The organism is Clostridium sp. AUH-JLR23 (assembly GCF_964238065.1).
In the GTDB taxonomy this organism is placed as follows: domain Bacteria; phylum Bacillota_I; class Bacilli_A; order Erysipelotrichales; family Coprobacillaceae; genus Allocoprobacillus; species Allocoprobacillus merdigallinarum.
In genome coordinates this window covers 130,579-156,715 of sequence record NZ_CAXSKY010000003.1, presented here as the reverse complement: position 1 = coordinate 156,715, position 26,137 = coordinate 130,579, and the positions used below count along the sequence as shown (strand labels likewise).

Here is a 26,137-nt window from a genome sequence, read left to right as displayed (position 1 = left end):
TACGTATTAATAAAGTTGATAGAAAGGAGAAGGTATATTTTAATGACTGATAAATGAGTCAATTATAATATACCAGGTTATTTCAATGAAAAGATTTTTACAAATCAGTTTATTATTTCTCTTTTTAATTGGTAGTATCATTTGCTTTATAAACAGGAGACAATATTCATAAACCTTTTGTTTATAAAAAATATTCATAATAAAACGGATAGCTCATTTTATTGTAAACTATCCGTTTTTTTCATATATGGAAGATAACGCTGTTTATGTTTTTGATTCACATAAAAGCTGACATAGATTTCTTTTTCTAAATATTCAGCATGAAGTATTTCATATTGATATTCTATTTCACTAAAAATATGCCCTTCTTCATAAGGAATATAAACACTTATCAATTCATAATCTTTAAAGAGAATATCAATGATCATATTTTCTAAATCATCTAAATGCTTTTTATCTTTCACTGAAACATCTATGCATATACCCTGTTCATGAACAATGGGCTGATGAACCAAATCCATTTTATTATAAACATAAATCATTGGAATATCCAAAGCATCAAGTTCTTTAAGAACTGATAAAGTTGTTTCTATTTGATTATGGTAATAAGGTGAAGACGCATCAATCACATGAATAAGCAAATCAGCATCTTTCACTTCTTCTAATGTTGAACGAAAAGATTGCACAAATGAATGTGGTAACTGATGAATAAAACCAACTGTATCACTCATGATGACATGATGCTTTTTCATATAAACACGTCTTGATGATGTCTGTAAAGTCGCAAAAAGCATATCTTTTTCATAGACCTTTTTAGAAGTCAAAGCATTCAATAAAGAAGATTTACCACTATTTGTATATCCCACTAAACAAACCACTTTTTCCTGGTGATGTTTTCGTAACTGTCTTTGTGTCTGACGCTGTTTTTCAATCATCGCTAATTCACGTTTAGCTTGCGTTAATTGACGACGAATACGACGACGATCTAATTCAATCTGCTTTTCTCCACTACCACGAAAACCCATACCTCCCTGTTGAGAATAAAGATTCTGTTTCATTCCTGCTAATCTGGGAAGTAAGTATTGAAGTCTGGCTATGCCGACTTCTAATTTGGCTTCTTTTGTTTTCGCTCTTGAAGCAAATATACGTAATATCAAATCACTACGATCAGTCACTTCTACCTGACATTGATCAGTTAAGTTTTTGATCTGCAAAGGTGTCAATTCTTCATTAAAAATCACAATATCATCTTGTTCTACTAATTCTTTAATTTCCATGACTTTCCCTTTACCAATATAATATTGAGGAGAAATCGTATCTAAGTTTTGTGTCACCACAGCTTTGACTTCAATATCACAGGCATAAGCCAATTGTTTTAACTCCTGCATAGATATATCAAAATCATATGGCATCTGTGGATATTGAACACCAACTAATATTCCTTTCATCTTTATTCACCTCTTTCAAATAAGGAGTCTTTATGAAAAAAGCTAATTATTATTTTACACTTTGTCTTGTTCTTTTTACAACTCTTTTTTCTTTTTTCAATATGTTCCAGATTGTCAAAGTATCTTCTCAGGTCATTCAGATTGTCCTTACTAATTTATTACCATCTTTATTACCCTTTATGATTTTAATTTCTTTATGTTTATCTTTAGGTATCTTTCAACTCATCAGTTATTTTATCCAATTTCTCTTTTCACCACTTTTTCATTTAACACCACATATGTCTTCTCTTTATTTTGTTTCTTTTTTCTGTGGTTATCCAACCAATGCAAAAATGTTAAGAGAATCCTATGAATTAGGTTATATTACTATTTCCCAACTACAACATCTTCTCTCCATAGCATCCTTTTCATCATTAAGCTTTATCTTTGTTTCCCTAAAACTGCCTTTTTCAGTTGCACTGATGATTTATATAAGTCATATTCTTCCAAGTATAATCAAAGCTGTCTTTTATCATCAAGATTACCAATGGATGTCTTTTCATGAAAGTATTCAGCCAATCATTCATCCCCAGATGCGATTTGTAGAAGCCCTAAAAAAAAGTATTACATCTTCTTTAACAGCCTTTATATTTATTTTAGGCTATATGCTTGTCTTTCAATTTATTGGTTATAGCTTACAGACCATTGTTCATAACCCATTTCTTTTAAATATCATCAAAGGTTTTTTAGAATTCAGTTCCGGTTCTATTCAATTATTACAATATCAACATCTGCTTGTCTATCCCTTTGTCAGCTTTTATTTATCATTTTCAGGATTATCAGTTTTAATGCAAGTGGATAATATTTTAGATGGTATCCCCTATTCTTTTAGAAAATATTTCATCGCAAGAGTGCTTCATGGACTCTCTTCATTTATTATTTGTTTACTTTTACAATACTTGATGATATAAAATGATTTCAACATCAGGATTATTTGACAATCATAGGATATATGGTATAATAATAGTAACCATTATTAATAAGGAGTGAGAGTATGTCTGAAACAAAGTTAAGATATTCTAAACAAAGGGAAACAATTTACGAAGTTTTAAAAAATGACTGGTCACATCCTAATGTGGATGATATTTATACACAAGTCAAACAATTGATTCCTGATATTAGTTTGGGAACTGTCTATCGAAATCTTAATTTATTAGTTGATCATAAAAGAATTACACGCTTAGATATTGGTGATGGAGTTATTCATTTCGATGCACGTATTGAACCCCATTTTCATATGGTATGTGATGAATGTGGAACTATTCAAGATATCGTTTGTCAACAATCTACCCTGGATGAACTTATTAATAAGGTCAACGAACAATCCGAACATGATATTCACGGGGCACATATTTTGTTTCATGGAACATGTTCACATTGTTTAAAGAAAAAATCATAGGAAGGAGGGCATTATTATGCCAACATTAAAAGGAACAAGAACTGCTAACAATTTATTACATGCATTTGCTGGAGAATCTCAAGCAAGAAATCGCTACACTTATTATTCTTCAATTGCGAAAAAAGAAGGATATGTACAAATTGCTAATATCTTCGAAGAAACAGCAAATCAAGAAAAAGAACACGCTAAAAGATTAATGAAATTATTAAATGCTGAATTAAAGGGAGAAGCTTTACATGTCGAAGGTGATTTCCCAATCATGCTTGGAACAACTGCTGAATGTTTAAAAGCTGCTGCTGCTGGTGAAAATGAAGAATGGACTGACATGTATCCTGAATTTGCAAAAATTGCTGAAGAAGAAGGATTCCCTGAAATCGCTAAAGTATGTCAAAGTATCGCTGTTGCTGAAAAAATGCATGAAGCTAGATACTTAAAATTATTAGAAAACTTAGAAAATGGAACAGTCTTCAAAAAAGACGAAGCTGTTATGTGGAAATGTAATAACTGTGGATTTATTTATGAAGGAACTGAAGCTCCTGAAAGATGTCCTGCTTGCGATCATCCACAAGCTCATTTTGAAGCTTATACTTTCTTTAAAGGATAAGAAATCACCTCAATTATGCTTGGCATAGTTGGGATTTTTTTATACAAAAATAAAATCTCTCAAATCGAGAGATTCATTTATATTAGATCAAATCATGTTGGTGTTTCAAGAAATCTTCAAATTCTTCATCAGTTGCTAAGACATAATGTGTATCCGAAACCTTATGTTGTGTACCAGCTTCATAATCAAGTCCACTATCTTCATAACTATAAGTTAGTGAAACTCTATTTTTTTCAACGTCTGGATTTGGATGAGGGATTGCTGATAACAACGATTTCGTATACGGATGTAACGGATTATTAAAGATTTCTTCTGAAGTTCCTGTTTCAACAAGATGCCCCAAATGAAGTACACCAATACGATTGCTAATATACTTAACCATAGACAAATCATGTGCAATAAACAAATAAGCAATGTTTGTCTGTTTTTGTATCTTCTTCATCAAATTAACAACTTGTGCTTGAATAGATACATCTAAAGCTGAAATTGCTTCATCAGCAATAATCAAACTTGGATTCATAATTAATGCTCTAGCAATTCCAATACGCTGTCTTTGTCCACCAGAAAATTGATGAGGATATCGAGATGCATGCTCTCTTGACAAACCAACAAGTTCTAAAATCTGATAAACTTTTTCGTTTCTTTCTTCCATTGTCTGGTATGCGTGATGAATATCTAATCCTTCAGCTATTATATCTAAAACTTTTCTACGTGGATTTAAACATGCCATAGGATCTTGAAATATCATTTGCATATTTGTTCTTAAATCAGATAATGTTTCTTTATCCATTTTTCCTGAAATATCTTTTCCATTAAAAACAATACTTCCAGAAGTTGGTTTATATAAACGGATAATACTTCTCCCTGTTGTTGATTTTCCAGAACCTGATTCTCCAACAAGTCCATAAGTTTCTCCCGGATTAATTTCAAAAGAAATTCCATCAACTGCTTTTACGGTAAAATTACGATTGATTTTAAAATGTTGTTTTAAATCTTTTACAACAAGGATTGGTTCTTGATTAATCATTTATTAACCCCTCCTTTTTCATTTTCTCGATACGTTTCTTTAAAGATTCTGGCATTTCTACTTTAGGTGCTTTTTCATGCATTAACCAACTTGCTACTTTATGTGTATTTGAACCTGGTACGTCAAACATAGGAGGATCTATTCTTAAATCAATATTTAAAGCATATTGATTTCTTGGGGCAAAAGCATCTCCTTTAATCTCCTGTGTTAAATTAGGTGGAGTACCTGGTATAGTATATAATTCATCATCATTTGTATCTAAATCTGGCATAGATGATAATAAACCCCAAGTATAAGGATGTTTAGGATCATAGAAAATTTCATTGATTGTTCCTGTTTCTACAATTTTACCTGCATACATAACATTCACAAAGTCAGCAACTTTTGCAACTACACCCAAATCATGGGTAATATAAATAACAGATAAATCTTTTTTCTTTTGAATTTCTTGAATCAACTCCAAAATCTTCGCTTGAATCGTCACATCCAATGCTGTTGTTGGTTCATCGCAAATTAATACATAAGGATCACATGATAACGCTATAGCAATGACAATTCTTTGACGCATCCCACCAGATAATTGATGAGGATAGTTTTTCATTCTTTTTTCAGCATCTGCAATTCCAACTTCTTTAAGGAGTTCTACCGATTTTTGATAAGCTTCTTCTTTTGATTTTCCATAATGAAACATCATTGGTTCCATGATTTGTTTTCCAATCGTCATTGTTGGATTCAAAGAAGTCATTGGATCTTGGAAAACCATTGCTATCTTACGACCACGAATTTCTTTTTGCATTTCTTTTTTACTTAACTGTACAATATCTTTTGTAATGGCTTCCCCTGTATATTCATCATGCCAAGTATATTCAATAGATCCTGAATCAATGCTTCCATTATTCGCTAAAATCCCCATAATTGCTTTTGTTGTAACAGATTTCCCCGAACCGGATTCACCAACAATAGCAACAGTTTCACCTTTATATAAATCAAAATTTACCCCTCTAATCGCATTGACTTTACCATTTCCCGTTTTAAAAGATATAGTCAAGTCTCTAATTTTCAATATTCTTTCTCTTTCCATAGACTACATCTCCTTCATCGTTGGATCTAAAGCATCTCTTAATCCATCACCAAACAAATTGAAGCTTAACATTAATACAGATAACACAACTGCAGGTATTAACATCATATAAGGGTAAACAAGGAAACTTTCAAATCCATCGTTAATCAATGTTCCCAGTGATGCATTTGGAACAGGTAAACCTAAACCAACAAATGATAAATAAGCTTCATAGAAAATAGCATTTGGGATAGACATCATTATCATGATAATCATTTGACTATAAATATTTGGTAATATTTCTTTAAAGATAATAAAGAAACTCTTCGCTCCTAAAGTACGTGAAGCCAAAACAAACTCTTCTTCTTTCACTTTTAAAACCTGTGCTCTAACTATACGACTCATTCCAATCCACTCTGTCAAAGATAAAGCAAAGACAATTGTCGTTAAACTTGATTTCATAACCATTAATAATAAAGTTAAAACAACTAATGTTGGAATAGAGTTAATAATTTCTTGAATTCTTTGCATAACAGAATCAACCATGCCACCAAAATATCCTGAAATTAATCCATAAGTTGTTCCAACAATCACATCTATAAAGACAGCACAAACAGCAATAAACAATGAAATACGCGCACCTGTCCATAAACGTACCCATAAATCTCTACCATTTGTATCTGTTCCAAACCAGTGTTCTAAATTAGGAGAAATAGATTGTAAAGAAGTATTCAAATCATCAAATTTCCATGATGAAAGTATTGGTGCAAAAATAGCCAATAAAACAATGATTATAATCATAATCAATCCAATAACAGCCCCTTTATTTTGAGAAAAGATTCCAATTGCTTCTTTCCATGCTGGCTTAGCAGGAGCTACAACATCTATCGAAATATCCTGCTTATCCCCAACGAATTCAAAATCATCAGGTAAAAATTCAATATTTTTCAAATTTGCATCCATTATGAATCCTCCTTACCTAAACGTATTCTTGGATCAATAATTCCATAAGAAACATCAATAATTAGCATCATCACAATATACATAGCTGCATATAAGAATGAACAAGCCAAAATAATATTCACATCATTAGATAAAATACTATTGATAAGTAGCTTGCCCAATCCTGGAACACCACAGATTTTTTCTACAACCATCGTTCCTGTCATCAAGTTAACTAAAATAGGTCCTAAAATAGTGACAACCGGTATCAAAGCATTTCTTAATGCATGCTTAAAAATAAGTGTCTTACTATCTAAACCCTTTGCCTCAGCAAGAGTCATATATTCACTATTCATAACAGAAACCATTTCTGTTCTTGTAAAACGTGCAACATTTGCAATGACTCCCACAGATAATGCCATAACTGGCATAATAGATGACCCAATTGGATTCATAGAACTATATTGCGTTGGAAAAATATGCAATTTTGATGCAAATAGTATTAATATCATCATTGCAAATACAAATGATGGAACAGATACACCAATAACTGAAATAACTGTAGCCAAAGTATCCCAAATTGTATTTTTATGAAGGGCCGCAAATACACCTAATAATGTTCCTAATATTCCCCCAATCACAACAGCACTTAATCCATACAAGAACGAAATTTTTGCCGCTGAACCCACAAGTGAAGATACAGGCATATCTTTATACATATTGTAAGAAACACCAAAATCCCCTGTCAGCATATTTTTTACATAATTCACAAATTGCGTTAATATAGGTTGATCCAACCCATACCTTGCTTCAATAGCTGCCCTTTGTGCTTCAGACAATCTTTCATTATTAATCGGTGACCCAGGCAATAATTTAACAATTAAAAATAAGACAACAAGTATGACAAATAGCGTGACTACTGATATGAGCAATCTCTTGCCAATATATTTTAATGTTGATTTACTCATCAAATCCCTCCTTTTAAAAGATAAACACAATATAGAAAACCATATTGTGTTTATCAGCTTTCATGACTTGAATTGTTTTATTCTGCCTTTTCTACATAAGTAAATGTATAAGGGACACCAACTGGTCTATGAACCAAACCAGAAACTTTTTGATTTTCTAATGCTGAAGTTCCTTTTTCAAAGACTGGAATATTTGGTAAGTCTTCCATAATAATCTTTTCAGCATCAATCATATATTGCCAACGTTTAGTAGTATCAGATTCAGTTGATACTTTTGCCATAATTTCTTCATATTCTTTACTATAATATTTACCATAGTTATTAGCATTTCCATCTAATAATAAGTTTAAATATGTTGTAGGATCACCATAATCTGGTCCCCAACGTGTACATGCAATGTCAAATTCACCATTAGCCATTTTGTTATAGATTCTATCTTGTTTTGTTGTTGCAACCATTTCAACATTGAATCCATCTAATTTTGTAAGAGCATTTTGTAAATATTCAGCCATCTGATCCATTGGTGATTCATCAGTACCATAAGTTAATCTCACAGTAATTGAATCTTTATCAATTTCTTTTAATCCTTCAGCAAATAATTGTTGTGCTTTTTCCAAATTATATGTTGTGACATCATAATTACCTGCATCATCTCTAAAATCACTTCCTGTAGGACTGACTGATAATTCTCTAGGTACAAATCCTGCTGCAGCTTTAGAACCATCTTTTAAGATATTGTTTGCTAAATCATCTCTATCAATAGCCATTGAAATAGCTTGTCTAATTTTATTATTTGCTAAATCAGTATTCTTTTCGTTGATTTCAAGATAGAATAAGTATCCTTCATTAAATGAAACATAAGATTCATCATTCTTATATTGATCAACTAATTCAGAATTGATTGGTGCAAAATCAGTTTCCCCATTACCAAAGCTTGTTGCAGCTGTTTGTGGATCCTGAACTAAATTCATAACCAAATTTTGAATTTTCACTGCATCAGCATTCCAATAATCTTCGTTCTTTTCAAATGTTGCTTGTTTTCCAGGTTGCCAATCTGTCATGACAAAGGCACCATTAGATAAAACATTAGCTGCACTTTTTGCATATTGGTCACCTTTTTCTTCACAGAATTTTTGATTAATTGGATAATAACATGGGAAGGTCATTAATTCATCAAAATAAGAAACAGGTTTTGTTAATTCTACAACAAGTGTTTTATCATCTTTTGCAGTCACACCCATATTTGCAAAATCATCATCAGTTAATTCTTTTTGGCTACCCATTTTTGCTAAAATTTCATCTACACCTTTGATAGAAGCTGCATCACTACCTAACATATAAGCATAGTTACCATTATTCTTTAAGATTCTTTGCCATGCATAAATGAAATCATCTGCTGTTACAGGATCTCCATTAGCCCAGTTAGCATTTTCTCTTAAATAGAAAGTATAAGTTTTTTGATCATCACTCACATCATATTTTTCAGCGATAGCACCCGTAATATTTCCTTCTTCATCTAATCCCATCAAACCATCGATGCAGGCATGCATTGCATTAAATGACATACCATCATCAGCATCAGAAGAATCCAGATTCTTAATATCTAGTTCGCTTGAAAAAACGTAAGTATCATTAGCAACAGAACCACTGCCGCAACCTACAAGCATAGCTGCTGCCAAACACATCACAATTAAAGCTTTCAACTTCTTCATTTTTTCTCCCCCTTTTTTGAATCACAGGTTTTTCCTGTATGAGGGTAGTATATACTCAACAAATTTAAAAGTCAATATATTTTTATTTAAAAGACAAATATTTATTATAATTTTGTTTTAAACATAAAATATTTTAGAATATATAGATAAATGTATACAATTATTACATAATTCAAAGATTTTTATTCATCAAAAAAGCAATCCATTCAGGATAGATTGCTTAATAATCATATTTCCATTTTCCAATATAATAAATAACATACACCAAAACCAAAGCCCATACAATATCCATAAAAGCATGCTGTTTAATCATGACAGTAGACATACAAATCAATATCGCTAAAACGATAATCAATAAACACAACCATGTATGTTGTTGTATTCTATAACTTTTTAACAGGGATACACACATCATAACACTGTTATATACATGAATGCTAGGACAGACGTTGGTAGATGAATCAACGGAATAAATAAAGCTAACCAGACATTGAAATATGTTTTCATTATATAACTGAACTCTTAAATTTTGACCAGTAGGTATCAATGCATAAATAAGCAAAGATAAACTCATACCTAAAAACAGGTAAAAATATGTTCTTTTAATACCAACCTGATCAATAAAAACAAAATATGCAAAACCTAATACCATAAACACAAACCATAATATATATGGAATAACAAAATACTCATTAAATGGAATATAAGAATCAATCCATGAATCTGTAATAATCATACGTGATGAATGATGATTTTCTAATAACATAAAACCAATCATATAAGCAATAAAAAAATACAATAAATATTTTAAACCATTATATTTTTCTAAAAATGCTTTCATCTACACAACCTCCTATGCTAGAATATATAGTAACATGATGATTTAATTATGTGAATTTGGTATGAACGGAGAATAATTTTATGAAAAATATTATTTTTGATATAGGTAATGTCCTTTTAGATTTTCAACCTGAAGCATATTTACAAAAACATTTTAATCCTTCTATTATGGGGGATTTGATGATGATTATCTTTTCTAGTGATGAATGGATAGAACTAGATATGGGAACAATGATGATTCAAGATGCTATCCAGTCTTTAACTTTAAAACACCCTCACTATCATGATGAAATTATTTTTGTCATGGAAACTTGGACTCATATGATGACTCCTTTAGAAGACAATGTAGCTATTGTCAGGGAGTTAAAAGAAAAAGGTTATTCTTTATACCTATTATCAAATTTCCATAAAGAAGCTATTAAAACGATGTTTGAAAGATATGATTTCTTTAAACTTTTTGATGGTGGTGTGATTTCAGCTAATGAACATCTTGTTAAACCTGATCAAAAAATCTACAAACTGCTTTTAGAAAGATACCATCTTCAACCTGAAGAATCTGTTTTTATTGATGATATGCTTGCCAATATTAAAATGGCTGAAGAATTAAATATCCATGGTATTTATCTTCCTTATCAAAGTGATTTAAGAACAGAACTACAAAAACGTCATATTTTATAAACCTGTTATGTTCAACATAACAGGTTTTATATATTTTGTAGGATCTTTTTTCTTTGTCTTAAATAAATCAGATATAATATAAGACTGATGACAATCACTATACCTATAATAAGCATCAAACAATGCATAAAAAATGTTTCTGGTAAAATAGTAATAACTGGGTCTGTTGTTTCATCAAAAATCCAATAATCATTTCTAAATACTATTTGATGAAAAAGAATAAAAGCCTTATTAAAATCAATCGCCGCAAAAAATCCAATAACTAAAGGGATACCTACTGAAAACAATGACGTTAATCTTAAAAAACGATATTCATGCTGTTTTATACGATAAATTCCCATTATAAATATCATGATTCCACTGATAACACAAATCATTTGGATTGCTTCGAAGATTCTTTTAACTTCCTCAAAATGAATACGTCCACTTGTCGACATAACAAAATTTGGTAGATTGAGATCTCCTTGGTAAAAAAGACTCTGATATTGAATCAAAACATCATAATTATGACGAATGACATCAGCTGAAAGTCCTGTACTTTCACTCAGATTTAAAAAATCAATATCAAAATAATAGAGCGGTTTAAAGAAAACTGTAAATACTACCGCAAAACTGATAATGAAAATAGCGAAAACAACAGCTAAGAAAATATCACTTTTTCTATTCTTTATAAATGAAGTCAGCACCTTTTTGCACCTCTACTTTAGATAAACCAGGATAGCTTTGTTGGCGTAATACTTCGTAAATACCTATAGCGACACAATTAGAAAGATTTAAACTTCTAGCATCAGCATCCATTGGAATACGAACACATTCATCTAAATGCTGTTTTAAAATATCATGTGGAATTCCATCATGTTCATGACCAAAGATGATATATTGATCCTGGTCAGATACATAATTTTGATCACTATAACATAGTTTTGAATAACGTGTAAAAAAATGATAATCTCCATGATTTTGACTCACAAAATCTTCCCAGTTTTCATATACCTGCATTTGTAAATCCTTAATATAATCTAACCCGGCACGTTTCATATGTTTATCATCTAAAGAAAAACCTAATGGTTTAATAAGATGCAACTTCGAATGTGTTGCTACACAAGTACGCATAATATTCCCTGTATTTTGAGGGATTGCAGGATGTACTAAAACAATATGATTCATGATTAATCTCCCTCACCTTTCAAAATTGTATATAGCTTTTTAAGTGCTTTGGCACGATGTGAATATTGATTTTTTTCTTCCAATGTCAATTGTGCAGATGTTTTATGAAGTTCTGGCACATAAAAAATTGGGTCATATCCAAAACCATTTTCACCTTCAATTTTATCATAAATTTCTCCATCAAAATATTCTTCAATCAAGATAGGCTGTTGATCAGGTCTGCATAAAGCCATAGCGCAAACAAATCTGGCACCTCTATCTTTACCCTTAACAGCATCAATAATGTACTGATTCTTAATATCATAACTTGTATCATGCCCCATAAAACGTGCTGAATAAATACCAGGTGCTCCATCTAAGGCATTGACTTCCAATCCAGAATCATCTGCCAATACAGGCTTATGAATCATATCACAAATTGTCTGAGCTTTAATTAAAGCATTTTCCTGAAAAGTCTTTCCATTTTCTTCAATATCTATGTCTTGATCAAACACATCTTTTAATGATTTGACTTCGATACCAATTTCTTCTAACATTGCTTTGATTTCTTTAATTTTTCCTTCATTTGTAGAAGCTACAATAATTTCTTTCATTTCTCTCACTCCATTTTCAAACTTTTCTTGACTTCTGATATAGGCATTTTCTGTCCCGTCCAAAATTCAAAAGAAACAGCACCCTGATAAAGAATCATGCCTTCTCCATTCATATATTCAAGACCTTTTTCTTTTGCTAGTGTTAATAACTTTGTTTCTTGAGGATTATAAATAATATCAGCCACCTTTAATGACTTATTGAGATAAGATTCATCAGGAATTAAACATCCATCAGTATGTGGTTCCATTCCTACATTTGTGGTTTGAATAAGCAAATAAGCATCTTTTAAATCATTTTTTAAAGATTGCATATCTTGCAAGGATTTTAATGTTATAGAACAATGACATTGTTGATTCATTTGTTCAACCCAATCCTTATGACTGCGATTATAAACAATAATGTCCTTAGCCTGTTTTGTCAGTGCAGCCACAATAGCTCTAGCAGCCCCACCAGCACCCAAAACAACAATTTTCTGTTGATGAAGATTCCAATGTTTTTCTTCACAGGCCTTGATAAAGCCGATTCCATCGCTAATATGGCCAATCAGCTTACCATGATCATTTTTGACTGTATTGACAGCCTGACAGAGTTTAGCTTCAGGAGTCAATTCATCAAGATAAGATAAAATCTTCACTTTATATGGCATGGATACATTAAATCCCTTGATGGGTAATATTCTGGCACTTGTTATAAAATTGGCAAAATGATTTTCCTCCACCTCAAATGCCAAATAAACATCATCAATACCCAAGTATTGAAAAGCTGTATTATGCATCATTGGTGAAAAGGAATGTTTTATAGGATTAGCAACAATACCATATAATCCTGTATAACCCGTAATCTTATTCATCATAACCCTCCTTGATTTCTTTTCTATTATATAGCAATCATCTACAAGACTCAAAGAATTATTTTAAGAATATGAAAAAAACACCCCCATTTTTATTTTTCGAGTATAATCATGTATAGGAGGTAATTTTTTATGATTAATCAATTAATAGTGAATGCTGATGATTTTGGAATGACACAAGCCAATACCATTGGTATACTTGTAGGGCATAGTCAAGGCATTATTACTTCAACAACATGTATGATGAATATGCCCTATGCTGAGTTTGCTTTAAAAGAAGCTAAAAAATTCCCACAACTGGGAGTTGGAGTTCACCTGGTATTAACCGTTGGTCGTCCTTTAGTAGAAGGAGCTCAATCCTATACAGATCAAAATGGAGATTTTATTCGACCAAAAGATTATCCTGATGGAAAACCACACGCTAATCAAGATGAACTTTATCGTGAATGGAAAGCTCAAATAGAAAAATTTATTGAAATAGCCGGACATAAGCCAACACATATTGATTCACACCATCATGTCCATCTATTACCATGGCATTTGGATGTTACAAAACGATTAGCTTTAGAATATGATTTACCTATTCGCCAACGTGAACAAGTTCTTGATACATATCCTTATATTCCTGTTTATGATCAGATGTATAATGATGATGCCAATTATCAATATTTTACACAAATTCTTTCATCCTATCATGGACCTTTGGAATTCATGTGTCACCCTGCTTATCTTGATCAAAGACTCTATGATATGTCCAGCTATAACTTACCACGTATGAAAGAACTTGAACTTTTAACTTCACCAGAAGTCAAAACTTTCATACAAGAAAATCATATTAAACTTATTAATTTTTCTGATCTTCCACATAATCATTTATAATTTGACAAAAGATTCTTGCATTCTTGTAAAAAAATGTTAAAATAGATATGTCCGTAGAGATACGGATATGGTGAGGAAGAAGAGCAAGGTGGAAGTTATTTGGTAGAGAGATGGAGATTGTAGTTCATATAATACAAAACTTTCGAAAAATAATAACACAAAAAAGAGATTGTAAGTCGAACTTATAATCTCTTTTTTCTTTATTGAAAAGATTTTTATAACTTTTCATGACCCTCTATTTGATTTAATACCCCTAATATGGCTAAAAACAATCCTGGAACAATCAATCCCAAATAATCCACTCTTATCACCACCAAGGTTATTTTAACATTCCTTTCAAAAAGAAGTGTTAAAACAAGGTAAAAAGATTTTTCAAATTGTGTTATTTACCATTTTTTATGAAGATCTTCTTTGGTAATAGGTCGAATCACCTGACATGGATTCCCTGCAGCGATTACATATGGAGGAATATCATGAGTGACAACACTCCCTGCTCCAATGATAGCACCCTGATTAATCTTAACACCTGGCAAAATAGTCACATTCCCACCTATCCAGACATAGTCATAAATTTTAACCGGACGTGCATATTCTAAGCCTTGCATCCTTTGTCCTTCATGAAAAGGATAAGAAGCAGTATAGATATTCACATTTGGTCCCATGACAACATGATCTCCAATCTCTACAAGTCCCTGATCTAAAATGGTGAGATTAACATCACTATAAAAATCAATACCAACCGTAATATGGTAACCATACTGACAATAAAAAGGTGGTTCAATCCATAATTCACCTTTACAATTCAATAATTTCTTTAATAAAACATCTTTTTCTTCTTTTTGAACAGGAGTATAACGATTATATTCATAGAGCATTCGTTTGCAAATTTCTCTTTCATGATATAATTCCTGATCATATGACTGGTATAAATGCCCAGCCTTCATTTTTTCTTTTTCACTCATTTATTTTCATCCTTTATTATTTTTTCTATATGTTCAATCATCGCCTGACAGTCATAAGTTGCAAAAATAGAAGCATCTATATTATCTACTAAAACAGGTTTCAATTTTTGTGATAACTCATGTTGTTTATATCTGAGTTGAGGAGCGATGAGAATCAAATCATATTTTTGATAAACATTTTCTAACTGATAAACTGCTGTTGCATCAACATGATAAGGTAAATGATTTAACTGACAATATTTATTTAATTTTTCAGCAAAATATCCCGTTGTCATACCACCTGAACAACATAATAAAATATGATAATTTGGCTTTTCATCTTCAAGCAGTTTTTCCATCATACGATGAAACAGATTGGTTGCATAATGAAAGTTATAAAACTGATAATGTAAATAAAATAACAGTTCTTCTCCTTCCATAATCGCTTCTTCTACAATTCCTATAGGCCAAACAACAAATCTGGCAACACGATTTTTATAATAAATTTTATAAGTTCTTGAATCATATTTTTCTAGCTTTAAGCGAGGATCACTTGTCACCTGATAATAAACCCATTTTCTAAAGACTTCTAAATCTTCCTGTTTATAAAAAGTTTCCATTGCCCTCACCACCATATTTCTATTATACTAAACTTTCATCAAAATACCAACTACATAAAAAAGAGAAAATCTCATCTCGATTTTCCCAAATGATTTTTCTTCATCTATTTTCATGTTCCATGTTTTTCACACCTTCTCAGAGACTTTCTGTTGTTTATAAATTCCGTAACTTTACATAATCATTACAATCATAAACGACAAGGTTTCTATTTCCTCGGCAATATTTTATCATTTATACCACTTCTTGTATATTTAGGTATAAAAATGACACCTCCATCTACATCATACATAATGTTTAATCTTTTGATAATCGCATATTTCATATAAAAAAGAATGAATATTGATCATTCATTCTCTGTATCATTTCATATCGTTATGAGTCTTTTTTATGATTTAACTGATAAATCTTTCTTTCCAAAGACACAAAGAAATGTTCTTTGGGACTTTGATCAAAATGTATCAAATAGAAAGATAAAACAAGTCCACCAATCACAGCAACCAGCATATCTGTCAATGTATCATGGACACCACTTGTCCAATGATTAATAGCATCATAATTAAAGAAGACTAATAATGCATATTCATAAAATTCCCATAATAAAGCTATGGAAGCATTGACAGCATTTAAAAACAAAAACATCAAGCTTTTACGATGATCTTCTCTTAAAAAATGTTTATATACAAAATATATCAGTTCACAAATAACAACACCACTGGCACAATGTGTAAATTTATCATAATAAGGTGTTGAATACCCACCAAGACAGCTTCCCCATAGACTTGCAAAATAAACAAAGATAAGATTAATAATATGGAATTCTAACGGAACTTTGATATGCAGTATTTTCATGAGTGCAGGTAAAATCCATGGTGTCAGACAAGCCACAAAAGTCATCCCAAAATACTTACCCTGCCAATTCACATAAAACGCATATATCAAAGTTACAATATAAATGATTAAACAACCATACCACATCATTTTCAACTTCTTCATAATGACACCTCTTTTTTATATTGTATCATTATTTCATGATAATTGTGACTAAAGAAATTTCTTTTTTTGTCGATTTTTAACATAAATAAGTTCACCATCACCTAATAAATCTCCTTTTTGAATATTTTTTGGAGTCCCAAATCTTTCAAAATAGATATGTCTTGTATGATTGTCATTTTTCATTATGTCAATTTCTTTGTATTAAAATCATAGAAGTTTTCAACAATACGTATCAATACATTTGATTTCTGTTGATTTTTAGCTCTTAAAAAGCTCAATAATACAAGACAGCCTCCACCTAAAGCACATAGCATATCCGTCATGGAATCATGAACACCCGTTGTATAGTGAAGGATACAGTCATTATTAAAAAAGACAAGCATAAAATATTCATAAAACTCCCATAAAACAGCAATTGACAAATTGGCTGTTATAATAAAAATGAAAAGAAAAATATAATCTTGTTTATTATCAATGGTATGTTGCTTTTTGACCATGCAATAAAAAATCATCGCCATCATACTTGCAAGAATTCCACTAAAGAAATGTACAATTTTATCATAGAAAGGCAATGTATATCCTTTTAATGAACTTCCTATCAATGAAGCAAAATACACAAAAACAACATTTATAATCTTGATTTCATCCGTCATTTTAAGATGAAGCAGATGCATCAGTAGCGGAAAAAGCCATGGTGTTATGCAAGCAACAAAACACATCATGATATCTTTTAAGTTTCCTGTTTTTATATTCAAAACAAAAGCCAATAGAAGTGTCACAATATAAATACCACTTGCAAAATAAAACAATCCTGATTGTCTTGTTTTCATAAATCTCCTTCCTATTCTTTTTTCACAGGGATAAACTGTTGAATAAAATTCTTTTTCTCTTTCTTTAAACTATAAAAGAAACCAAATATTGAAAAGATAAAAGCTCCTATAAAATTCACAAACAAGTCCAACATACTATCAATCAGACCTATATCCAGATAACCACCTAGCCCCAAGTTATGACCATTAATCAAAACTTCAGAAATAGAATTGATTGTCACAGGAATGTTACTTTTCGTAGGATCTAAAGTTACTGAATGAATAGCATGAATAACTGTATCTTTTTGCATATCAAAATGAAAAAACTGATCCATACCAAATTCAAATAATTCCCACAAAGATCCAATAGTCATTGAAAAACAAAAAGCAACAACACTCATGAAAACAGGTGATAAAGTAAATTTAAGACGTTTATCATTATTCATGATTTCTACTAAAGAAAAACCTATAGCTGCACATAAAAAACCATTTAAAGTATGCAAAATTGTATCCCACATAGGAAAATAAATATAAAATGATGAAATTTCACCAAGAATTTCTGCACTAAATATAAATAAGAATATAATAATTTCTAATAAACTCGGTAATTCAATTTTAAACTCTGCCTGAATAAAGCTTGGTACAATCATCAAAAACAATGTTAAAACACATAGAAATACATTTTCATAATTATGATGTAACAACTGTAAAATCATAACTATGAAAATAATGACTCTTAATAATATATAGACGATAAAAGAAGCTTTATGTTCATGAATTTCATCTTTGATTGCTTGACTTTTCTCTTTGAATTTATGCATATGAGAATCCTCCTTAAACAGATAGATATGATAGATAACTATCATATCTATCTATATTAACATTTATTTCAAAAGATGAAAAGCTTTGACAATTTCTAAAACCAAAACAGGTACAAATGATAAAATGAGAGCACTGATATAGAAATGTAAAGATAATATTCTTAATCCAAAAATATCATTAATCGCTGGAACAAATAAAACAATGAATACCATTAAGAGAGAAATCAAAGCAGCTTTATTTAAATTCTTATTTTTAAAGATACCAATCTTAAATAAAGATTTTGATGAACGCATATTATAAGCATGAATAATTTGAGATAATGATAAAACCATAAAACTCATTGTTCTTCCTACTTCAATATTACCCGTTTCACGCCATCCTAAACGGAAAGCTGTTAAAGCTAAACAACCAAACATAAATCCTTGTAAAATAACCTGTATCCCTAAACCATGAGCAAATAAGCTTTCATTTTTGTGTCTAGGTTTTTCATACATGACATCATCTTCGATAGGTTCAGTTCCTAACGCAATGGCTGGTAAACTGTCAGTAACTAAATTCACCCATAATAACTGCACAGATAATAATGGTGCCTGTTTCCAAAACAACATCGATAAAAAGACAAGTACAACTTCACCAATATTTGTTCCCAGTAAGAAACCAACTGTTTTACGAATATTATTATAAATACCTCGTCCTTCCTTGACTGCTGCCACAATTGTTGAGAAATTGTCATCCATCAATGTTAAGTCTGCTGCTCCTTTCGCAACATCGGTTCCTGTAATTCCCATTGCACAACCAATATCAGAAGCCTTTAATGCCGGAGCATCGTTCACCCCATCCCCTGTCATTGAAACAATATACCCTTTTTTCTGCCATGTTTTCACAACACGAATCTTATTTTCCGGAGATACTCTGGCATAGACGGAAATATGTGTGACTTTGTTATCAAATTCTTCATCAGACATATTATCTAATTCCACACCTGTAATCGCCATATCTCCTTCATTTAAAATACCTAATTCTTTAGCGATCGCCCCTGCTGTCACAACATGATCACCGGTAATCATAATCGGCTTAATACCTGCTTTTTTACATTCAGCAACAGCTTTTTTCGCTTCTGGTCGAGGTGGATCAATCATGCCTAACAGTCCTGCAAAATGTAAATCATTTTCCAAGTAGTCATTATCATACTCACTTTCATTGTCATTAACTTCTTTATAACCCACTGCGATAACACGTAAAGCCTGTTGACTCATTTGTAGCATTGTGTCATTGACAACATCCATATTATCATCTAAACAACGTGATGCTAAAATATCATATGCTCCTTTTACAATCGCATATCTTTTATCACCAATCTGATTGACTGTTGTCATTAATTTACGATTAGAATCAAATGGCAATTCAAATAATCGTGGATACTGTTCATTCACTTGCTGTTTGGTGATTCCTTTATGCATCAACGCCGCTACAAGACAGGTTTCTGTTGGATCTCCTAATGGTTTTTCTTCACCATTGTTGACTTCAATATCTCCATCACAGCACGAAACAGCCGCTTTTAATAAATTCATATCTGCATCGCTTTGTGCCTGATCAATATCTTTCAACTGTTTTTCTTGAGCTGTATACATCTTGACAAGTGTCATTTTATTTTGTGTTAACGTTCCTGTTTTATCACTGCAAATAATAGATGTACTTCCTAGGGTTTCAACAGCTGGTAATTTTTTTACAATTGCTTTATGCTTTGCCATACGACTGACACCAATAGATAAAACAATAGTAACAATAACTGGTAAACCTTCTGGAATTGCTGAAACAGCTAAAGAAACAGATGTCATAAAGATTTCTAAGATATCCATGCCATCTATAATTCCCATCACAAAGATGACAAAACAAATCACTAAAGCTAAAACACCTAAATACTTTCCTAACTGGGATAGTTTCATTTGAAGTGGTGTCTTCATTTCAACTTCATTATCTATCAGTTTAGCAATTTTTCCCATCTCAGTATTCATACCTGTCTGTGTCACAATCGCTTTGGCACTTCCATAAAGAATACTACATCCTGAAAAGACCATATTCAATCGCTCTGCTAACGGTGCTTCTAAATCCACTGGTTGACTAGCATCCTTTTCAACAGGAACACTTTCGCCAGTCAATGCCGATTCTTCAACTTTTAAGCTAAATTCTTCCAACAAACGTGCATCAGCTGGAACATAATCCCCATCCTGTAAAATCAAGATATCACCAACAACCAAATCCTTAGCATCAATCATCTGCTGTTTCCCATCTCGGATAACTCTAGCATGTGGTGAAGATAATTGCATCAAAGCTTCCATTGCTTTTTCTGCTTTATTCTCTTGAAGAACACCCATCAAGGCATTCACCACAACAATCGCAACAATCAATATCGGTTCAAAGAAAGCTGCCATATCATCCTCTGAAAAAGCAACGATAAAACTAATCACTGCCGCAATTAATAGGATAATAATCATAACATCTTTAAACTGGTCAATGTATTTTTGAAAGAAAGTCTTTTTCTTTTTTGCCTTTAAGGAATTGTTTCCATATTTCTTTCTATTCTCTTCTACCTGTAAAGAAGATAGCCCCATATTTTCATCACTATTGAACTGTTGCATTAGCGTATCTTTATCTTCATAATGCGAAATAATCATTTTCAGTCCTCCATTTCCTATGATTATAAAAAAGAGTAGAATTCTTTTTCTACTCTTAGTATACGATGACTATATTGATAAACATATAGACATTTTGGCTTAAATGTTTATTTTTCTTCTAAAATCTTTTCACTAGAAAAAATCAACCATCTATAAAGCTCTATTAGATAATCTGGTTGGATTTCTTTATTCGTCTTTACATATTCTTTAATTCCAGCACTGATGACAATTGCATGAAACCTGACAAAAGTATCCGCAGAAAACTTATCTACTCCCAAAACATCTTCTTCTACTTGACTCATAAAATCGTGAACAACTTGGTATACAGCTTTATAAACAGCCTCTTCAAAGCTGTTTTGCCCAATAATCTGATAGCCAATACGATAAAATTCAATATTTTTTTGAATTACAAATATTACAACCCGAAAAGCTTCATGTCTATCTCGACTTTGAATATAAGGATATGCTGTTTCATAAAGATCACGATAAACAATATATTCCAAAGCAGCATATTTATCAGAGAAATAATTATAAAAAACAATACGTATCACACCTGTGGCATCACAGATCTGCTTAATCGTAATTTTTTCAAATGGCTTTTTCAACATCAAATCTCTTAAACTATCCGCTAATAAATCTTTTGTATTATTCTTAGAATTCATTGCATTCACCAATATCCAGTTCTCTTAAAATACCAAAACCAGGGAACTCATATATAATAGGATTCCTGCAATACAATAGACCTGTTTTTGATATTTAACTCCAAACATCTGACCAATCTTTAAACCTATCAAAACAAACAAAAATGTCACCAAGGTTGTTAATATGGCCATAGTCATTATATCGACTCCAACAATACGAAGACCCACACCTAATAAAAATAAATCAATAGATGTTGAAAAAGCCAAGCGACTCATATGTTTAAAATCAATATTTTCATCCAATCCTTCAAAAAATTTTCCTCTAGAAAAAGCATTATATAAAAAACGACTTCCCATTAAAATAAATAACATTGCTAATACCATACGATTAATTTCTCTTAAAATGTAAGATGTAAAAATTCCTCCAACAAAGAAACCAAGTAAAAGCATCATCAACGATACAATTCCAAACAAAACACTATATTGGCTAATCTTCTTCCATGAAAGAAAAGGCATTACAGCTCCCTTTTCCATAACAACAACAAAACAATCTAATGATAAGATAATTAAAATAACAAAAATATTAATCAGTTTCATGATTCTTTCCTTGTATATCAATCATATACTTATTCCTTTCTTATGTAGAATTTTCTTTTGTGCGAAGTTGAGCTTCATGAGTATGAATGTAATCTTTTAAAAGTTCATAAACAATGGACATCACAGGTAATCCAAATACCATTCCTACAATACCAAAAAGACGTCCACCTACGATTACTGTAAACAAAACAAGTAGTGGTGATAATCCAACTGAATTTCCAACTACATGTGGGTAAATCAAATTAGATTCAATTTGTTGAATCACTGTTCCAAATACAATAAATAAAAGAGATTTTGATAATGATTCACATAATAAGAGTATAGCACAAAAAGCTGTTCCAAAAAAGGGACCAAAATAAGGAATGATATTGGTGCACCCAATAATGATAGCACATGTTGAAGCATAGGGAATTTGAAGAATCAAGCATCCTACATAACACATCATACCAATAATCACAGCTTCTATGATTTGGCTGTTAATAAAGTTTTTAAAAACTTTATTGATTAGGCGATAAAGCTTAATTAATCGATTTAACCATTTTTTTGAAATAAACACATAACAAAGATGTTTTCCTTTTTTTAAAAGCTTTTCTTTAGAAAAAATAAGATAAACACTAATCACAAATCCCATCATGACATCTAAGATGCCTGATACGAATGTTGAAATCATATTTTTCGCATCTGGCAATAGTGTTTCTAATGCTAATATTAACTGGCTGGCAAAATCACTCAGCTTGATTTGAACCTGTGCAATCTGTGAAGAAGTCATATGAAAACGCAATAGAACATTTTCTACAATTTGTGACAGTTCCTCTGATAGTTCTGATATATTCATAATAAGTGATGAAATAGAATGAATCAGCTGAGGAATGAAAAAAAATAAAACAGCCACTAAAATGATAAAAACAACACTTAATGACAAAATGGCAGAGAGAATTTTACGTTCCTGTCCCTTTCTTTTTGGCAAATGTCGTCGAAAATAATTCATCGGAATATTCATGACAAAAGCAAAAACAATCCCATATAAAAATGGGACAAATGCCTGAAATAAAATAGAAAAGGCATGTGTGATGATATCCATCTTTGAAAATATGTAGATCATCACAATTCCAATCAGGATGATGACAATCAGATTTTCAATTGTGAGATCTACTATTCTCTTTTTTCTATTTAAGTCTATTTTTTTCATGAATTTTTATGATATTCCTGCCATAACTCATCTGCAACACTCTGCCAGTTGTGAGCATAAGATTGACATTTATCACACAAATGATCAACATTTTCATTAGATTGTAAATCAGTTGATTTGGCATTTGTACGATGAACCATTTCTCTTAATTTTTCTGGATTTTCCAGCATTGGACATGGTCGAAGATGATTGTCATTAAATGGCTGACCTTCTTTATATGCCATAAATAATGGTGAACATAAAGCTTCTAATAAACTCTTTTCTCTTATATTAGAATCTGAATAATGAATGAAGACACATGGCTCAATGTCACCGTGAGGATTAATATGTAAATAATTTCTACCAGCTGCAATACATCCACCTACATATTCACCATCATTTTGGAAGTCAATAGTAAAGATTGGTTTTTCATTTCTAAACTTTCTGATTTGTTGATACATCAAAACACGCTGTTCTGGTGTACATAACAGATCTGTTACTGCATCATTTCCCACTGGCATATAATGAAAGAACCAGGCAAACTTCGCACCAGAGTCAATTAATGAATCCATAAATGCCTCACTGCTTAACACTTCAACATTTTGACTTGTATAACAGCACGAAACACCAAATGGTAAACGATTGTCTTTTAATAATTTCATTGCTTTTAAGACTTTCTGATATGTTCCTTGTCCACGACGTAAATCCGTTGTGTATTCATTTCCTTCAATACTGATAGATGGCACAAAGTTTTTCACTCTCAACATTTCCTGAATAAATGCTTCATCAATTAATGTGGCATTTGTAAAAGCTAAAAAGACACAATCATTATGTTTTTCACAAAGCTTGATTAAATCTTTTTTACGCATCATAGGTTCTCCACCTGTATAAATATACATGTACACACCCATTTGCTTTCCTTGTTCAATAATGTTATCAATTTCATCATAAGTTAAGTTTAACTGATGACCATATTCACTGGCCCAGCACCCCACACATTTTAAGTTGCAGGCACTTGTTGGATCTAACAATATAGCCCAAGGCACATTACAGTGATAAGTATTCATAGTATCTTCTCTTTGTTTCAATCCTAAAACGGCTGAATGAATGATAAAGTTTTCAAAAAGTTTAACTCTGACATCGGCATCAATATCAGTATATAAACTATTTACAAGTTCTGTCCAGTTATTATTGGGATCACTTAAAACATCTCTGACGACTGTTAATTGTTTGGTAATCATACCTGATGTATCAAATTTATCTAACCAGTCTAAAATCTTTGTGATATTCTCTCCTGGATTCTTTTCAATATATTGAATGACTTTCTTTAACGCTACTGATGTTGTTTTATCTTTAATTGTTCCCATATTCTTCAATCCTTCTTTCTTTAATGAGCATGTCCATATTGTGTATCTTGATATTGATGTGGCTGAAAATCATTTTGAATTTTTAATTTTTTCACTCTTTCCCAAGTCAGCATATCTTTGCCAAAATGACCATAACAACTTGTCAAATGATATATAGGCTGATATAAATCCAGTTCATCTATCATATTTTGTACACGAAAATCAAAATTTGTTTCCACTATTTCCTTAATTTGCTGATCTGAAACATGACCCGTTCCAAAAGTATCTACCATTAAGGAAATAGGTTGAGCTTGTCCAATCGCATAAGAGATCTGGATTTCGCAACGATCAGCTAATCCATTAGCGACAATATTTTTCGCAACATATCTGGCATAATAAGCACCAGTTCTATCAACTTTACTTGGATCTTTAGAAGATAAGCATCCGCCTCCAACTCTTCCCATACCTCCATAAGTATCACAGATGATCTTTCGACCTGTTGTGCCAGAATCACCAAAACTTCCACCTACCACAAAGCTACCACTTGGATTGATATAATATTTTGTTTCTTGATCCAGCAAGTCATCAGGTATTGTAGGATGAATGACTTCCTGCATCACAACTTCTCTGATTTGATCCTGTGATGCGGATGCTTTATGTTGTGTTGATACGACAATCGCATCAATACGTGCAACCTTTCCATCTTTATATTCAACAGAAACCTGTGTCTTTCCATCCGGTCCTAAAAAAGCATGTTTCTTTTGGGCCTGACTTAATGCAAAAGCTAATCGATGGGCATAATAGATTGGCGCTGGCATATAGGCTTCTGTTTCATTGCAGGCATATCCAAACATGATTCCCTGATCTCCAGCACAGACTTCATGATCTTTTGATACTGCCTCATGAATTTCTCGTGATTGTTCTGATATTTTTAAAATAATATGATAATCTTCTTTATAACCAATTTTTCTCAAGCATTGTCTTGCTATGTGTTCATAGTCAATTTGAGCTCGTGTTGATGCTTCACCATAAATAAAAACAATTTCATTTTTAATTGTCACTTCAACAGCCATTTTAGAATATTTATCCTGTTTTAAGGCTTCATCTAAAATACTATCTGCAATAAAATCACAAATTTTATCTGGGTGTCCTAATGTCACACTTTCAGATGTAAAAATATAATCTTTCATGAACTATCACCTCATTTATTCTTTCTACAATTTTCATTATAAAAAAGTCATTTTTAAAATGTAATAGACAAAAAATGAGTTATGTATACAATTCCAAACAAAAAAAGAGATACGAATCTCTTACAAA

27 protein-coding genes are annotated in these 26,137 nt (G+C 31.5%); 5 read left to right on the top strand and 22 right to left on the bottom strand.

Annotated elements, in window-relative coordinates; genetic code table 11:
- Positions 1–218: 218 nt before the first annotated feature.
- Complete coding sequence (gene hflX, locus ACESR5_RS02765) at positions 219–1,448, bottom strand: GTPase HflX (protein WP_373154119.1); 1,230 nt, start codon at positions 1,446–1,448, stop codon at positions 219–221.
- 32 nt (positions 1,449–1,480) lie between these two features.
- Between hflX and ACESR5_RS02760 the strand changes: the two genes are divergently transcribed.
- From ACESR5_RS02760 to rbr, 3 genes are all read left to right on the top strand, one after another.
- Positions 1,481–2,398 (top strand): hypothetical protein, encoded by a 918-nt coding sequence (locus ACESR5_RS02760; protein WP_373154118.1) that lies wholly within the window; start codon positions 1,481–1,483, stop codon positions 2,396–2,398.
- Positions 2,399–2,481: 83 nt separating this feature from the next.
- Positions 2,482–2,886, top strand: coding sequence for a Fur family transcriptional regulator (locus ACESR5_RS02755; protein WP_373154117.1), 405 nt, complete (start codon positions 2,482–2,484; stop codon positions 2,884–2,886).
- A 16-nt stretch (positions 2,887–2,902) separates the two neighbouring features.
- A complete protein-coding gene (gene rbr / locus ACESR5_RS02750) occupies positions 2,903–3,490 on the top strand; it encodes a rubrerythrin (RefSeq protein WP_087244489.1) in 588 nt (195 codons plus the stop codon).
- Positions 3,491–3,572: 82 nt separating this feature from the next.
- On the opposite strand, the gene ACESR5_RS02745 is transcribed toward rbr, so the two are convergent.
- The 6 genes from ACESR5_RS02745 to ACESR5_RS02720 form a co-directional block, all read right to left on the bottom strand.
- Entirely contained in the window at positions 3,573–4,517 is a 945-nt protein-coding gene (locus tag ACESR5_RS02745; protein WP_373154116.1) for an ABC transporter ATP-binding protein, read from the bottom strand.
- Complete coding sequence (locus ACESR5_RS02740; protein WP_373154115.1) at positions 4,510–5,598, bottom strand: ABC transporter ATP-binding protein; 1,089 nt, start codon at positions 5,596–5,598, stop codon at positions 4,510–4,512. The genes ACESR5_RS02745 and ACESR5_RS02740 overlap by 8 nt, the downstream gene beginning before the upstream one ends.
- A gap of 3 nt (positions 5,599–5,601) precedes the next feature.
- Positions 5,602–6,540, bottom strand: coding sequence for an ABC transporter permease (locus ACESR5_RS02735; RefSeq protein WP_373154114.1), 939 nt, complete (start codon positions 6,538–6,540; stop codon positions 5,602–5,604).
- Entirely contained in the window at positions 6,540–7,487 is a 948-nt protein-coding gene (locus ACESR5_RS02730; RefSeq protein WP_087303951.1) for an ABC transporter permease, read from the bottom strand. Before ACESR5_RS02730 ends, ACESR5_RS02735 begins: the two co-directional genes overlap by 1 nt.
- A gap of 77 nt (positions 7,488–7,564) precedes the next feature.
- Positions 7,565–9,199: a peptide ABC transporter substrate-binding protein gene (locus ACESR5_RS02725; protein WP_373154112.1), complete on the bottom strand. Its 1,635-nt coding sequence runs from the start codon at positions 9,197–9,199 to the stop codon at positions 7,565–7,567.
- 220 nt (positions 9,200–9,419) lie between these two features.
- Positions 9,420–10,040 (bottom strand): phosphatase PAP2 family protein, encoded by a 621-nt coding sequence (locus ACESR5_RS02720; protein ID WP_373154111.1) that lies wholly within the window; start codon positions 10,038–10,040, stop codon positions 9,420–9,422.
- An 80-nt stretch (positions 10,041–10,120) separates the two neighbouring features.
- Here ACESR5_RS02720 and ACESR5_RS02715 point away from each other — a divergent pair, with 80 nt between their 5' ends.
- Complete coding sequence (locus ACESR5_RS02715; protein ID WP_087936403.1) at positions 10,121–10,717, top strand: HAD family phosphatase; 597 nt, start codon at positions 10,121–10,123, stop codon at positions 10,715–10,717.
- Between the two features lie 26 nt (positions 10,718–10,743).
- Here ACESR5_RS02715 and ACESR5_RS02710 read toward each other — a convergent pair whose 3' ends face one another.
- Genes ACESR5_RS02710 through aroE form a run of 4 tightly spaced genes read right to left on the bottom strand, consistent with a single transcriptional unit; the run spans position 10,744 to position 13,328 of the window.
- Positions 10,744–11,403 (bottom strand): TIGR01906 family membrane protein, encoded by a 660-nt coding sequence (locus ACESR5_RS02710; protein WP_373154109.1) that lies wholly within the window; start codon positions 11,401–11,403, stop codon positions 10,744–10,746.
- A complete protein-coding gene (locus tag ACESR5_RS02705; protein WP_087244485.1) occupies positions 11,378–11,884 on the bottom strand; it encodes a tRNA (cytidine(34)-2'-O)-methyltransferase in 507 nt (168 codons plus the stop codon). Before ACESR5_RS02705 ends, ACESR5_RS02710 begins: the two co-directional genes overlap by 26 nt.
- A gap of 2 nt (positions 11,885–11,886) precedes the next feature.
- A complete protein-coding gene (locus ACESR5_RS02700; protein ID WP_087244484.1) occupies positions 11,887–12,477 on the bottom strand; it encodes an XTP/dITP diphosphatase in 591 nt (196 codons plus the stop codon).
- Between the two features lie 5 nt (positions 12,478–12,482).
- On the bottom strand, positions 12,483–13,328 hold the full coding sequence (gene aroE / locus ACESR5_RS02695; RefSeq protein ID WP_087244483.1) for a shikimate dehydrogenase: 846 nt from the start codon (positions 13,326–13,328) through the stop codon (positions 12,483–12,485).
- A 132-nt stretch (positions 13,329–13,460) separates the two neighbouring features.
- Here aroE and chbG point away from each other — a divergent pair, with 132 nt between their 5' ends.
- Complete coding sequence (gene chbG, locus ACESR5_RS02690) at positions 13,461–14,207, top strand: chitin disaccharide deacetylase (protein ID WP_373154108.1); 747 nt, start codon at positions 13,461–13,463, stop codon at positions 14,205–14,207.
- A 386-nt stretch (positions 14,208–14,593) separates the two neighbouring features.
- Here chbG and ACESR5_RS02685 read toward each other — a convergent pair whose 3' ends face one another.
- From ACESR5_RS02685 to metK, 11 genes are all read right to left on the bottom strand, one after another.
- Positions 14,594–15,169, bottom strand: a complete 576-nt coding sequence (locus tag ACESR5_RS02685; protein WP_087298095.1) for a sugar O-acetyltransferase — start codon at positions 15,167–15,169, stop codon at positions 14,594–14,596.
- A complete protein-coding gene (locus ACESR5_RS02680; RefSeq protein WP_087298096.1) occupies positions 15,166–15,768 on the bottom strand; it encodes a PTS sugar transporter subunit IIB in 603 nt (200 codons plus the stop codon). Before ACESR5_RS02680 ends, ACESR5_RS02685 begins: the two co-directional genes overlap by 4 nt.
- 373 nt (positions 15,769–16,141) lie before the next feature.
- Positions 16,142–16,762 (bottom strand): hypothetical protein, encoded by a 621-nt coding sequence (locus ACESR5_RS02675; protein WP_373154106.1) that lies wholly within the window; start codon positions 16,760–16,762, stop codon positions 16,142–16,144.
- 182 nt (positions 16,763–16,944) lie between these two features.
- Positions 16,945–17,592, bottom strand: coding sequence for a DUF2238 domain-containing protein (locus ACESR5_RS02670; RefSeq protein ID WP_373154105.1), 648 nt, complete (start codon positions 17,590–17,592; stop codon positions 16,945–16,947).
- 11 nt (positions 17,593–17,603) lie between these two features.
- Entirely contained in the window at positions 17,604–18,392 is a 789-nt protein-coding gene (locus tag ACESR5_RS02665; protein WP_373154104.1) for a hypothetical protein, read from the bottom strand.
- Between the two features lie 63 nt (positions 18,393–18,455).
- Positions 18,456–21,068 carry a calcium-translocating P-type ATPase, PMCA-type gene (locus ACESR5_RS02660; protein WP_373154103.1) on the bottom strand — a complete coding sequence of 871 codons (2,613 nt, stop codon included), beginning with the start codon at positions 21,066–21,068 and terminating at the stop codon, positions 18,456–18,458.
- A gap of 107 nt (positions 21,069–21,175) precedes the next feature.
- A complete protein-coding gene (locus tag ACESR5_RS02655) occupies positions 21,176–21,730 on the bottom strand; it encodes a TetR/AcrR family transcriptional regulator C-terminal domain-containing protein (RefSeq protein ID WP_373154102.1) in 555 nt (184 codons plus the stop codon).
- A gap of 24 nt (positions 21,731–21,754) precedes the next feature.
- Complete coding sequence (locus ACESR5_RS02650) at positions 21,755–22,306, bottom strand: manganese efflux pump MntP family protein (protein ID WP_373154101.1); 552 nt, start codon at positions 22,304–22,306, stop codon at positions 21,755–21,757.
- Between the two features lie 40 nt (positions 22,307–22,346).
- Positions 22,347–23,495, bottom strand: a complete 1,149-nt coding sequence (locus tag ACESR5_RS02645; protein WP_373154100.1) for an AI-2E family transporter — start codon at positions 23,493–23,495, stop codon at positions 22,347–22,349.
- Complete coding sequence (locus ACESR5_RS02640; protein ID WP_373154099.1) at positions 23,492–24,841, bottom strand: radical SAM protein; 1,350 nt, start codon at positions 24,839–24,841, stop codon at positions 23,492–23,494. Before ACESR5_RS02640 ends, ACESR5_RS02645 begins: the two co-directional genes overlap by 4 nt.
- A 20-nt stretch (positions 24,842–24,861) precedes the next feature.
- The gene (gene metK, locus ACESR5_RS02635) at positions 24,862–26,010 is read right to left on the bottom strand and encodes a methionine adenosyltransferase (RefSeq protein ID WP_373154098.1); all 1,149 of its coding nucleotides are present in this window, start codon (positions 26,008–26,010) and stop codon (positions 24,862–24,864) included.
- Between the last annotated feature and the right edge of the window lie 127 nt (positions 26,011–26,137).

Excerpts from the sequence above, each read along its gene's own strand:
- hflX (WP_373154119.1), bottom strand. The coding sequence starts at position 1,448 with ATGAAAGGAATATTAGTTGGTGTTCAATATCCACAGATGCCATATGAT.
- ACESR5_RS02760 (WP_373154118.1), top strand. The coding sequence starts at position 1,481 with ATGAAAAAAGCTAATTATTATTTTACACTTTGTCTTGTTCTTTTTACA.
- ACESR5_RS02755 (WP_373154117.1), top strand. The coding sequence starts at position 2,482 with ATGTCTGAAACAAAGTTAAGATATTCTAAACAAAGGGAAACAATTTAC.
- rbr (WP_087244489.1), top strand. The coding sequence starts at position 2,903 with ATGCCAACATTAAAAGGAACAAGAACTGCTAACAATTTATTACATGCA.
- ACESR5_RS02745 (WP_373154116.1), bottom strand. The coding sequence starts at position 4,517 with ATGATTAATCAAGAACCAATCCTTGTTGTAAAAGATTTAAAACAACAT.
- ACESR5_RS02740 (WP_373154115.1), bottom strand. The coding sequence starts at position 5,598 with ATGGAAAGAGAAAGAATATTGAAAATTAGAGACTTGACTATATCTTTT.
- ACESR5_RS02735 (WP_373154114.1), bottom strand. The coding sequence starts at position 6,540 with ATGGATGCAAATTTGAAAAATATTGAATTTTTACCTGATGATTTTGAA.
- ACESR5_RS02730 (WP_087303951.1), bottom strand. The coding sequence starts at position 7,487 with ATGAGTAAATCAACATTAAAATATATTGGCAAGAGATTGCTCATATCA.
- ACESR5_RS02725 (WP_373154112.1), bottom strand. The coding sequence starts at position 9,199 with ATGAAGAAGTTGAAAGCTTTAATTGTGATGTGTTTGGCAGCAGCTATG.
- ACESR5_RS02720 (WP_373154111.1), bottom strand. The coding sequence starts at position 10,040 with ATGAAAGCATTTTTAGAAAAATATAATGGTTTAAAATATTTATTGTAT.
- ACESR5_RS02715 (WP_087936403.1), top strand. The coding sequence starts at position 10,121 with ATGAAAAATATTATTTTTGATATAGGTAATGTCCTTTTAGATTTTCAA.
- ACESR5_RS02705 (WP_087244485.1), bottom strand. The coding sequence starts at position 11,884 with ATGAATCATATTGTTTTAGTACATCCTGCAATCCCTCAAAATACAGGG.
- ACESR5_RS02700 (WP_087244484.1), bottom strand. The coding sequence starts at position 12,477 with ATGAAAGAAATTATTGTAGCTTCTACAAATGAAGGAAAAATTAAAGAA.
- aroE (WP_087244483.1), bottom strand. The coding sequence starts at position 13,328 with ATGAATAAGATTACGGGTTATACAGGATTATATGGTATTGTTGCTAAT.
- chbG (WP_373154108.1), top strand. The coding sequence starts at position 13,461 with ATGATTAATCAATTAATAGTGAATGCTGATGATTTTGGAATGACACAA.
- ACESR5_RS02685 (WP_087298095.1), bottom strand. The coding sequence starts at position 15,169 with ATGAGTGAAAAAGAAAAAATGAAGGCTGGGCATTTATACCAGTCATAT.
- ACESR5_RS02680 (WP_087298096.1), bottom strand. The coding sequence starts at position 15,768 with ATGGAAACTTTTTATAAACAGGAAGATTTAGAAGTCTTTAGAAAATGG.
- ACESR5_RS02675 (WP_373154106.1), bottom strand. The coding sequence starts at position 16,762 with ATGAAGAAGTTGAAAATGATGTGGTATGGTTGTTTAATCATTTATATT.
- ACESR5_RS02670 (WP_373154105.1), bottom strand. The coding sequence starts at position 17,592 with ATGAAAACAAGACAATCAGGATTGTTTTATTTTGCAAGTGGTATTTAT.
- ACESR5_RS02665 (WP_373154104.1), bottom strand. The coding sequence starts at position 18,392 with ATGCATAAATTCAAAGAGAAAAGTCAAGCAATCAAAGATGAAATTCAT.
- ACESR5_RS02660 (WP_373154103.1), bottom strand. The coding sequence starts at position 21,068 with ATGATTATTTCGCATTATGAAGATAAAGATACGCTAATGCAACAGTTC.
- ACESR5_RS02655 (WP_373154102.1), bottom strand. The coding sequence starts at position 21,730 with ATGAATTCTAAGAATAATACAAAAGATTTATTAGCGGATAGTTTAAGA.
- ACESR5_RS02650 (WP_373154101.1), bottom strand. The coding sequence starts at position 22,306 with ATGAAACTGATTAATATTTTTGTTATTTTAATTATCTTATCATTAGAT.
- ACESR5_RS02645 (WP_373154100.1), bottom strand. The coding sequence starts at position 23,495 with ATGAAAAAAATAGACTTAAATAGAAAAAAGAGAATAGTAGATCTCACA.
- ACESR5_RS02640 (WP_373154099.1), bottom strand. The coding sequence starts at position 24,841 with ATGGGAACAATTAAAGATAAAACAACATCAGTAGCGTTAAAGAAAGTC.
- metK (WP_373154098.1), bottom strand. The coding sequence starts at position 26,010 with ATGAAAGATTATATTTTTACATCTGAAAGTGTGACATTAGGACACCCA.